Annotated in this window: 2 protein-coding genes; both read right to left on the minus strand. The window is 75.6% G+C overall.

Annotation, left to right across the window (positions count from 1 at the left end; all coding sequences use genetic code 11):
* Window positions 1-767, minus strand: a 767-nt coding sequence (locus tag I6A81_RS03050) for a beta-ketoacyl [acyl carrier protein] synthase domain-containing protein (protein ID WP_203010087.1), incomplete at its 3' end; no start/stop codon positions are given.
* A 3-nt stretch (window positions 768-770) separates the two neighbouring features.
* Window positions 771-7877: an SDR family oxidoreductase gene (locus I6A81_RS03055; RefSeq protein WP_307874431.1), complete on the minus strand. Its 7107-nt coding sequence runs from the start codon at window positions 7875-7877 to the stop codon at window positions 771-773.
* Window positions 7878-8349: the final 472 nt, after the last annotated feature.

Raw genomic sequence — 8349 nt, forward strand, 5'->3', positions numbered from 1 at the left:
TGGCAGTGGTGGACCCCGCCGGCCAGCACCGTGTCACAGCGGCCCGAGGCCAGCTCGGCCACCGCGCTGTCGACGGCCACGAGCGAGGAGGCGCAGGCGGCGTCGACGGTGAAGGCGGGCCCGCCGAAGCCGAGCCGGTTCGCGATCCGCGCCGCGGCCAGGTTGGGCACGATGCCCATCGCCGCGTCCGGCGCCTCCGGCCCGAGCTGCTCGCCGAACGCGGCGCGGATCTGGTCGAGCTCGTCCCGGCCGAGCGCCGGCAGCAGCGCCCCGACGGTGTCGACGAGCTGGCGGGCCGCCCGCAGGCGCTGGTCGAGACGAACCATGCCCGCCCCGAGGTATCCGCCGCGGCCGAGGATGACGCCGACCTTGCCGAGATCCCCCAGGCGGCGGGCTCCGCCGGCGTCCTCGACGGCGGCCGACGCGACCCGCAGCGCGATGAGCTGGTCGGGCTCGATGCTGGCCACGTCGCGGGGCGGAATGCCGAACCGGAGCGGGTCCACGTAGGCCAGGTCATCCACGAACCCGCCGCGGCGGCAGTAGATCCGGTCGGCCCTGGCCGGCCCGGTCGCGCCGGCAGGGTCGTAGAACGCCGGGTCCCAGCGACCGGGTGGCGCCTCGGTGATCGCGTCGACGCCGCCTACCAGGTTGTGCCAGTAGGTGTCCAGGTCGGGCGCGCCGGGCAGCAGCACGGCCATGCCGACGATCGCGACCGGCGGCTGATGCCAGTCGGACGCGGCTGTCGACGGCGTTGGTTGGGTCGGCATCCGCTACCAGCCCGAGGCCGTGTAGACGACGCCGGGGAGGTCGTGCGGCCCCCAGGCGAGTTCGCGCAGCAGGCTCCGCTGACCGGCCTCGGGGTCGATCAGGTCCACGCCGCGCCGCGTGAGGTCGCGTTCGAGCTCGGCGCTGACCATCCCGGGGTGGCCGTCGTCCGGCGCCCACGGGCCCCAGTGGACCGTCAGCACGCGTGAGCCGGTGCGCCGCCCCCAGTCCGAGCCGATCCGCTCGAGCGCGTCGTTCGCCGCCGCGTAGTCGCTCTGGCCACGGTTGCCGAGAACGCCGGCGATGCTGCCGAAGAAGATGACGGTACGCGGCCGGTCTGGCAGCTGGTCGAACGCGGCGAGCAACGCCCGGGCCCCGGCCACCTTTGTGTCGAACACCCGGCGGAACGACTCCGGTTCCTTGTCGACGACGAGGCGGTCCTCGAGGACACCGGCTGAGTAGACGACCGCGTCGATCCGGCCGTGCCGCGCGAACACCTGCTTGACGAACTGGTGGACGGTCTCCGGGTCCAGCACGTCGAGCTGCTGGTACCGGGCCTGGCCGCCGCAGGCCGCGGCGTCGGCCAGCGTCGCCCTGATCTCTCGCTGGGCCAGAATCTGTCTGGCCGCGCGGTTCGCCTCCCGGGGTGTCGGCTGCCCCAGCTCCAGCAGGGCGTCAAGAACCGCTGGCTGGTCGCGCGCCGCGGCCAGTCTCGGCGACTCCTCGCCGGTTGGCATGGGGGTGCGCCCGGCGAGCTCCAGGTGGCAGCGGGCGGCACCCGCGAGCAGCGTGGTGAACCCCGCGGTGATGCCGCGCGCCCCACCGACGAGCACGACGACGGAGTCATGGTCCAGGCCGAGTGCCGCGGCTTCGGCCGCGCCGTCGTCGGCGGGTCCCGCTCCGGTCGTCGCGAGAGGCCCGAGGGGTGTCTCCACGAGGTGCTCGGCCTGCCGGGTGGCGCCGTGACGGACGACAGCCTCATCCTGCCGGGCGGGCTCGCCCAGCTCACCGGTGACGATGTCGGCCAGTACCGGCCACGCGGCGGCGCCGATCTCCACCAGTCGCACGGCGGTGGCCGGGTGCTCCCGGCCGAGTGAGCGGAACAGGCCGCGCAGGCCGGCGGTCCGCGGCTCGTTGACCGGGGTCACGGCCAGCAGCCAACGGAGGCGCTCGCCGACGACGGCGCGCACCGCCCCGAAGGTGGCGGGCAGCTCCGGCGCCCCGGTGTCATCGTCCCAGCCAGCCAGGTAGACCGCGCCGTCGACGGCCAGCGGACCGGCGTCAGCCAGGTCGCCGGTCGACCAGGTGCGCACGTCGGCGCCGAGCTCGGCGAGCCGGCGCGCGACGAGCTGTCCTTCGGGCACATCGGGGCCGTGGCCGAACACCACCCAGCAGGTGCCCGTCAGATCGGCTCGACCGGGGGCGAAGGGCACGGGCCGCCACGAAGGGACGAACCTCGTCGGGCCGCGGCCGCGTCGTCTGCCCGGCGTGCTGGCGGCGGTCACCGACGCGCGGGGTGGGCTGGGGGCACCGTTTGGGTCAGGCATGGTCGCGACGGCACCGTGCTCGGTGAGCCAATGCACGATTCCCCGGACGGTACGCAGCCGGCTGAGCTCGTCCACGCCACCACGGGCACCCGCGAACCGCTCGGCGAGGCGGCCGGCGAGCTCGGTGCGCTTGAGAGAGTTGACCGACAGGTCGGTCTCAAGATCAAGATCAACTTCGATCATCTCGACCGGATAGCCCGTGTCCTGGGCGATGAGCTCGAGCACCGCCGCCGTCACGTCCATGCCGGTGCCGATGCCGGACGAGGCATCCATGGGCGCGGTCGCCCCGGCGAGGGCGCCCGGGGTGTCGTCGGGCGGGACGCGCGCCGAATGGTAGGTCTCGGCGGTAGGCGGCGTCTGCACGGCGGGCTCCGCCGACCACTTCGCCGCGGCGGGCACCGGCGCCGCGGCGGGCTCCACGGACGGCGGGGCGCCCAGGTAGGCGAGCAGCACGTCTCGCTGCGCGGCCAGGTTGTCCCGTGAGGTTCGGAGGAACTGGCTGACGAGCGTCTCCCGGGCGACACCATCGCCGACGCTGGCCGGCGTCAGGTGGTCCGGAAACTTGGCGCGGTCGGCCGGGCGCTGCCCCGCGAGTGCTCGCGGCGCGACCGCCGCGGAGCTCGCTGGGTCCAGCCTGCGGGCCGGCAGCAGGCCGCCGGGGAGCGGCTCACCGTCGGCGAGGCGGATGCTGCGCCCGTCGACGCTCCATCCGGGCCGGGCAGGCGGAGTCGATCCGCTCCGATCCATCGCTGCACGGCCGTCGACCAGCCAGTCGGTGTGCGGACAGACACCCGCGACCGCGAGTTGGGCGATGGCGTCGAGGAATCCGGTCAGCCCGCCGCGGCGCCCGTCGCACGCGACCGCCAGGTGTGGCCGCTCAGCCAGGATGGAGCCGACCAGCCCGGTGAGCACCTGGCCGGGACCGGCTTCGACGAACACCCGCGCTCCAGCGGCGTACATCGCCTCGATCTGGTCCACGAACCGCACCGGAGCGGCTATCTGCGCCGCGAGCTCCTTGCGGACGGTGTCGCCGGCGACGTCGTCCGCGGGCGCCGGGTAGGGAACGGCACCGCGGTTGGACCAGACCGGCATCGCGGGAGCGGTCAGGTCGGCGCGCGCCAGCGCGCGGGCGAACACGTCCGCGGCGTCGGCGACCAGCGGGCTGTGGAAGGCGCAGGCCACGGGCAGCCGCGCGGCGCCGTGGCCGGCCGCCCGCAGCAGCCCGACGGCCGCCTCGACGGCCGCGGTCGGTCCGGACACGACCACCTGGTCGGGCGCGTTGTGGTTCGCGACGACCACCTGCCCGCCTAGTGAGGCCGACGCCAGCACCGCCGCGACGGCGGCCTCGGGGGCCCGTACGGCCGCCATGGCGCCCTGGTCGGGCTGCTGTGCGCCGTCGCCCTCGGGCAGCGCCGAGATGATCGCCTCGCCGCGGGCGGCCGAGAGCGCGAGCAGGGTCTCCGCGTCGTACGCGCCCGCGGCGCACAGCGCGACCAGCTCGCCGTAGCTGTGGCCGGCGGTCATGCCGGGCTCCAGTCCCAGGCGGGACAGCAGGTGGTGCATGCCGAGGCCCGCGATGCCGAGCGCCGGCTGGGCGACCCGGGTGTCGCGCAGCCGGTCCTGGGCCGCGCGCGCCTCGCCGGCGCGCCGGGCGCTCGTCCCGTCGGGGGCCGCCGGCGGGAAGATCGCGTCCTGCCAGGCCTCGCCGAGCCGCAGGTAGTCCCGGATCTCGGGGAAGGCGACGAACAGCTCGGCCAGCATGCCGGGCCGCTGGCTGCCCTGGCCGGGAAAGAGCAGGGCGACGCTCCCGTCCGGCGCATGGCCCTGGCCGGCCGAGGACGGCTGTTCCGCCAGGAACAGGCCCGCGCCCGGGTCCGCCGCGCCCTCGGCCGCCCGGTCCAGGAGGCGGGCGAGGTCGTCCAGGTCGCGGGCGACGACGGCGGCCTGGACGGGCCCTCGCCGCGCCTGCGCCTGCCGGGCGGCCGTGGCGGCGAAGTCGCGCAGCGGCCACGGCCGGCTCGCCGCGTCGTTCGCGCGCAGCAGCTCGCGCAGCTCGGACACGGCGGCGAGCGCGGCGGCGCGGTCAGCGCCCCGGAAGACCAGCAGCTCGGCCGGCCACTGGTCGAGGGAGTGCCGGCCGTCCACCGCGCCGGTGTGCCCCGTGAGGACCACGTGGTAGTTCACCCCGCCGAAGCCGAAGGCGCTCACGCCGGCCACCCGCTCGCGGGCTGGCGGGGACCACGGCCGCGCGACGCCCGACAGGACGAACGGGCTGGTGTCCTGCTCCCACGCCGGGTTGGGCTCGTCGACGTGCAGCGTCGGCGGCAGCACCCCGTGATGCAGCGCGAGCGACGTCTTCACGAGCGCGGCCAGGCCGGCGGCGGTCTTCGTGTGGCCGATCTGCGACTTGACCGACCCCAGGGCGCAGCTGCCCGCCGCCGCGCCGGCCTCGCCGAACACCCTGGTGAGGGTCTCGAGCTCGGTACGGTCGCCGAGGACGGTGCCGGTGCCGTGCGCCTCCACGAGTCCGACGTCGGCCGCCGACACGCCGGCCGCGCGGTAGGCGCGGTCGAGCGCCCGCCGCTGGCCGTCGGCGCGCGGGGCGGTGAGCCCGAGGGAACGCCCGTCGCTCGCCGACCCCACAGCCTTGATCACCGCGTAGACGCGGTCGCCGTCACGCTCGGCGTCGGCGAGCCTCTTCAGGACGACGCAGGCGACGCCCTCGCCGAGGGTCGTCCCGTCCGCGTCGGCGGCGAACGGCCGGGCGCGGCCCGTCGGCGACAGGGCGCCGACGGAGGAGAACATCAGGTAGTCGAAGACGCCGTTGTGCAGGTCGGCACCGCCGCAGAGCATGAGGTCGGCGCCGCCGGAGCGCAGCTCCCGGCAGGCCGCGTCCAGGGCGGTCAGCGACGAGGCGCACGCGGCGTCCACGACGTAGGCGGGCCCGCCCAGGTCGAGCCGGTTGGAGACCCGGCTGGCGATGATGTTGCTGAGGATCCCGGTGAAGGTCTCGGACGTGACGCGGGGAAGCACGCCGTCCAGCTCCGGCGGCACCTCGCCGTAGTACGACGGCAGCAAGGCGCGCAGCGTGAGGGCGGCCGAGAGGTCGCTGTTCGTCTCGGTCCCGAAGACGACGCCGGTCCGCTCGTGGTCGACGCCGCGGGAGTCGAGCCGGGCGTCCTGGAGCGCCCGGCGGGCTGTCTCGAGCGCGAGGACCTGGACCGGCTCGATGCTCGCCAGCGCCGCGGGCGGGATGCCGTACCGCAGCGGGTCGAAGGGGACGCGGGGCAGGAACCCGCCCCACTTCGACGAGGCCCGGTCACCGCTCGGGGCGGCGGCGCCGTCGGCCTGGTAGTAGGTCTCGACGTCCCACCTGTCGGCGGGGACGAGCGAGATTGCGTCCTCTCCGGCGACGACGTTGGCCCAGAAGGTGGCCAGGTCGGGCGCGCCGGGCAGCACACAGGCCATGCCGATGACGGCGACGTCCAGCGGCTCCGCGCCGGCGCCCGCGCGCGTGCCCGCCGCGTCGCTGGCCTGCCCGGTGCCGTCGGCCCTGTCGAGCAGGAACCGGCGGGCTCCCTCGGTCACGCTGTCGTGCAGCTCGGCGAGCGTCGTCGTCGCGGACCGCAGGACGGCGGCCTGCCCGGCCATGAACAGGCCCTCGGCGCGCTGCCGTTCGCGGTCGACGGGGCGCAGGTCGTCGCCGTCGCGCTCCACCCCCTTGCTGGCGACGCGCAGACGGCCGATGTTGAGCTGCTCGAGCTTCTCCCACGCCTGCCGGTCGGGCATGCCCTGGGCGCGCAGGTCGTCGCGCGCCGCGTGGAACCGCTCGACGAACGGGCTCGTGACGCACCGGGTGACGTGCCCGGGCCCGGTCTGCAGCAGCGCGGTGCCCACGGCGCCGAGCGCCTGGCGTTGGAACTCGTCCTGGATGGCGCCGAGCCGCACGGCCTCCTCGGTGAACAGGTAGGCGGTGCCCATCAGCAGGCCGACGCCGACGCCCCGGGCGGCCAGCGGGCTTGCCATCGCCGCCACCATCGCCGCCGAACGGGCGTCGTGCACCCCGCCGGCGAAGAGGACCTCGAGGCCCTCCCCCGGGCGGGCCTCGCCGGCCGAGCTGGCCGCCGCGGCCGGCTCGCCGCCGGCGGCGTCGAGGTGCTCGAGCAGGACCGCGATCTGCGCCTCCCACAGCGGGAAGCTGGCGCGCGGCCCGACGTGGCCGCCGCACTCGGAGCCCTCGAAGACGAACCGGCGGCAGCCCTCCCCCAGGTACTGCCGCAGCAAGGTCGGCGAGGGGACGTGCAGCAGGGTGGGAATGCCTTCCTGTTCCAGCTCGGCCGCCTGCGAGGGCCGGCCACCGGCCACGATCACCCGGGATGGCCGGATCTCCCGCACCACCTCGAGCTGCGCGGCGCGCACCTCGTCGGGCGCGAACCCGAGCAGGCCGACTCCCCAGGGGTGGTCGCCGAGCACGTCCCGGGTCTCGGTCAGCAGCTGGCGGGACCGCTGCCCGTCCGCCAGTGCGAGCGCGAGGAAGGGCAGGGCCCCGTCCTCCGCGACGCCGCGCGCGAAGGCGGGCTGGTCGCTCACCCTGGTCATGGGGCCCTGCGCCACCGGCCGGGTCGTCCCCCAGGCGAGGCACAGCGGCGAGGCGGCGGACAGCAGGGCCGCGGCGGCCGCTGCCGGCTCCGGCTCCCGCGCCGTGCCGAGGGCGCTTCGGATCGCGTGGACCACCCGCGCGACGGTCCCGTAGCGGGCGGCGAACCCCCTGGCGAGGAAGACGTCCTGCCCCAGGGGGAGAAGCTGGCGAGCTGGGTGTTCCTGGCCGATCCTCGCGGCGACCTGGCCGGCCGGCCAGTCCTCGGCGGAGCCGTCGGCCTTCCTGCCCGCCGGTGACTGGTAGACCCGGTGGCCGGCGGCCACCACGGTCTCGGTGCCGTCGAGCCGGCGGATCGCGGCGGCGACCGACCCCAGGGTAGTGGCCTCGTGCAGGAGCCCGAGCTGGGTGTCGAGGACGACCCCGGCCGCTCCGCCCGTCACCGCGGCGACCGCCGTGTGTGTGCCCATCCCGCCCCAGCACCAGACGGGCACGACGCGACCGTCGACGCCGGGGGTGTCGAACGCGCCGAGCAGCTGCTGCAGCAACGCGAAGGAGCTGAGCTCGCCCACCCGCCCGCCGGCCTCGTTCCCCCGGGCGAGCAGCCCGTCGGCTCCGGCGGCGACGGCGGCCCGCGCCTCGTCCAGGCTTGTCACCTCGGCGAGGACGCACGCGCCGGGCACGGCCGCCAGCAGCCCATCGAGCCCTCCGCCGGCGCCGGCGCCGGCCAGTGCCTCACCGGCCAGGACGAGGGTGTCTATCTTGCCGTGGCAGCGCGCCAGCGTGCCTGGGTCGACGAGGTCCGGCCGGGTGATCCGCGCGCCGAACGCCGAGGTGACGAGCCGCGCGGTCAGCTGCAGCCCCCTGGTGGCGGCGGCGGGTTCGTGGCCAAGGTCCAGCACGCCCAGCGCACCGGCCGCGCAGGCGGCCGCGACCAGCCTCGGGTCCGGCCGGCCGAACGGGCTCACTGCGATGATCTGATCTCGGCGCGCGATCTCGGCCGGCCCGTCGGGGGCAGCGCCGGAACCGACAACTGTGGGTCTGTCCTTCACACGTCACTTCCGTAGATGTCTGTAGGCCGGTCGGCCGGCCGAACGTGCGCAACCATCACGATCAGGGCGGAGTGCTTGTCGTCGGGGCCGTCGCCGGGCGGCGTCCTGGCCAGGACCCGGGCCACGGCCTCATCGCCGCGGCCGCATCCGGCGGATGGCATCGCCATCCGCCGGATGCGGCTCGGAAGACGTCAGATCAATCGAGAACGGCGCTGTCTGACGGTTGGAAGCTCAGTGCCCGCCGGCGGGACCGGGGGCCCGCACGAACGCCGCCGTGCTGGGCAGACGCGCGCCGGTCCGCGCTAGAAGATCGTTCCGAGGTCCTGGCGGACGATCGTGGCCATGCTGTGTTCCGCGAGCGCGGCGATCGTCATGGACGGGTTGCAGG

This window comes from Frankia nepalensis, assembly GCF_016786325.1.
Lineage (GTDB): Bacteria > Actinomycetota > Actinomycetes > Frankiales > Frankiaceae > Pseudofrankia > Pseudofrankia nepalensis.